Origin of the sequence: Microbacterium sp. Leaf351 (assembly GCF_001423825.1) — a bacterium.
Taxonomy (GTDB): domain Bacteria; phylum Actinomycetota; class Actinomycetes; order Actinomycetales; family Microbacteriaceae; genus Microbacterium; species Microbacterium ginsengisoli.
This window is the reverse complement of the sequence record NZ_LMPK01000003.1, coordinates 40,570-42,644: the sequence shown is the minus strand read 5'-3', so window position 1 is coordinate 42,644 and position 2,075 is coordinate 40,570. Positions and strand designations below refer to the sequence as shown.

Below are 2,075 nucleotides of genomic sequence, written 5' to 3'. Positions count from 1 at the left end.
CCTCTCCCGACGGCCCGCTGCACGTCACCGCGCGGCACGGCGTGGTGCTCGCCGCCGGCGGGTTCCCCCGGGACATCCCCCGTCGCGGCGAACTGTTCCCCCGCACGCCGGGCGGCCGCGACCACTGGACCCTCGCCCCCGCCACCGCCGACGGCACCGGCATCCGCCTGGGCGAGAGCGCCGGCGGCCACGTGCGCACCGGGGCCTCGGCGGGCGCCTGGTGCCCCGTCTCCCTCGTGCCCTACCGCAACGGCCGGGTCGGCACCTTCCCGCACATCATGGACCGCGCGAAGCCCGGCTCGATCGGCGTCGTGAGCACCGGGCGTCGCTTCGTCAACGAGGCGAACGGCTACTACGACTACGTGACCGCCCTGTTCGAGGCGGCACCCGAGGGCGAGCCGGTGCAGGCCTGGCAGATCGCCGACGCACGGTTCGTGCGCCGCTTCCCGCTGGGCATGGCGAAGCCTCGGCCCGTGCCGCTGTTCCCCTACGTGCGCAGCGGCTACCTCACCAAGGCCCGCACCCTCGGCGAGCTCGCCCGCCGCTGCGGCATCGACGAACAGGGCCTCATCGACACCGTGCAGCGCTTCAACACCGCGGCGCGAGCGGGCGTCGACCCCGAGTTCGGCCGCGGCAGCACCCCCTTCAACCGCTACGGCGGCGACCCGTCGAGTCATCCGAACCCGTCCCTCGCGCCGCTCGAACGCGGCCCGTTCTACGCCGTGCGCATCCTGCCGGGATCCTTCGGCACGTTCGCCGGCCTCGACACCGACGCGCGCTCGCGGGTGCTCGACGACGCTCGGCACCCGATCGCCGGGCTCTACGCCGTCGGCGCCGACCAGGCGAACGTCATGGGCGGCCACTATCCCGCCGGCGGCGTCAACATCGGCCCCGCGCTCACGTTCGGGTTCCTCGCGGGCCGCGAGCTCGCGCGCGCCGAGGTCGAGGCGACCCGATGACCCGGCGGCTCGGCGTCGCCCATCTGACGCTGCTGAACCTCACCCCTCCCGAGGTCGTCGCGACCGCGGCGCAGGCCGGCTTCGACTTCGTCGGACTGCGGGTGAAGGCCGTCACGGCGAACGAACGCGCCTACCCGATGGACGCCCGCTCGCCGATGCTCGCCGAGACCCGCCTGCGCCTCGCGGACACCGGTCTCGTCGTCGAGGACATCGAGTTCCTGCCGCTGACGGCCGAGGTGACCGCCGATGACTGGCTGCCCGTGCTCGAATCGGGGGCCGCCCTCGGCGCCACCGGCCTCACCGTCGCCGGCGCGGACCCCGATCGCGGACGCCTCACCGACACGCTCGCGCGTCTGACGGCGGATGCCGCGGCCCACGGCATCCGCCCCCTGATCGAGCCGATCAGCTACCAGCCGCTGTCGTCGATCCCGGATGCCGCGGCCCTCGCCCGCGCGACCGGCGCCGCCGTGCTCATCGACCCCCTGCACCTGCAGCGGGGTCCGAGCAGCGTCGACGACGTCGCCGCGCTCGAGCCGTCGCTGCTGCCGGTCGCCCAGCTGTGCGACGGGGCCGCCCTCCCGCCGGGGCCGACCGTCGAGGACCGTCTCACCGAGGCCCGCCGCGCCCGCCGCGTCATCGGTCAGGGCGACTTCCCCCTCGACCGGCTCATCGCGGCGCTGCCCGCGCACATCCCGCTGAGCGTGGAGGTGCCCGACGCGGCACTGCAGGCGCAGCTCACCCCCCGCGAATGGGCCGTGCTCAACGCGCGGGCCCTGCGCGAACTGCTCGCACGCGCCGACGCGCGCGCCGCGGCATCCGACCCCCGACACGAGAGCGAGATCACCCGATGAGCACCACCGACACCTGGGACGAGACCGTCGATCTGCTGGTCGTCGGCGCGGGAGCGGGCGGCCTCGCCGCCGCGCTGACCGGCGCCGACCACGGCCTCGACGTGCTCGTCGCCGAACGCACCGAGTTCCTCGGCGGCACCACGGCGTACTCGGCGGGCACCTGCTGGATGCCCGACCACCGCCATCAGCGCGCCCTCGGCCTCACCGGTGAGCGCGAGGCGGCGAGCCGCTACCTCGACACGCTCGTCGGCGACAAGGCCCCCCG

At 75.1% G+C, this 2,075-nt stretch carries 3 protein-coding genes; all 3 read left to right on the top strand.

Annotation, left to right across the window (positions count from 1 at the left end):
- Positions 1 to 959: FAD-binding protein (locus tag ASG00_RS16350; RefSeq protein ID WP_235559054.1), on the top strand; the 959-nt coding region annotated here is incomplete at its 5' end.
- Positions 956 to 1,810 (top strand): sugar phosphate isomerase/epimerase family protein, encoded by an 855-nt coding sequence (locus ASG00_RS01680; protein WP_056206381.1) that lies wholly within the window; start codon positions 956 to 958, stop codon positions 1,808 to 1,810. The genes ASG00_RS16350 and ASG00_RS01680, both read left to right, overlap by 4 nt.
- On the top strand, positions 1,807 to 2,075 hold a 269-nt coding region (locus ASG00_RS15075), incomplete at its 3' end, for an FAD-dependent oxidoreductase (protein WP_056206379.1). The genes ASG00_RS01680 and ASG00_RS15075, both read left to right, overlap by 4 nt.

Bases quoted from the DNA above. Each gene is read 5' to 3' on its own strand.
- ASG00_RS01680 (WP_056206381.1), top strand. From the start codon at position 956: ATGACCCGGCGGCTCGGCGTCGCCCATCTGACGCTGCTGAACCTCACC.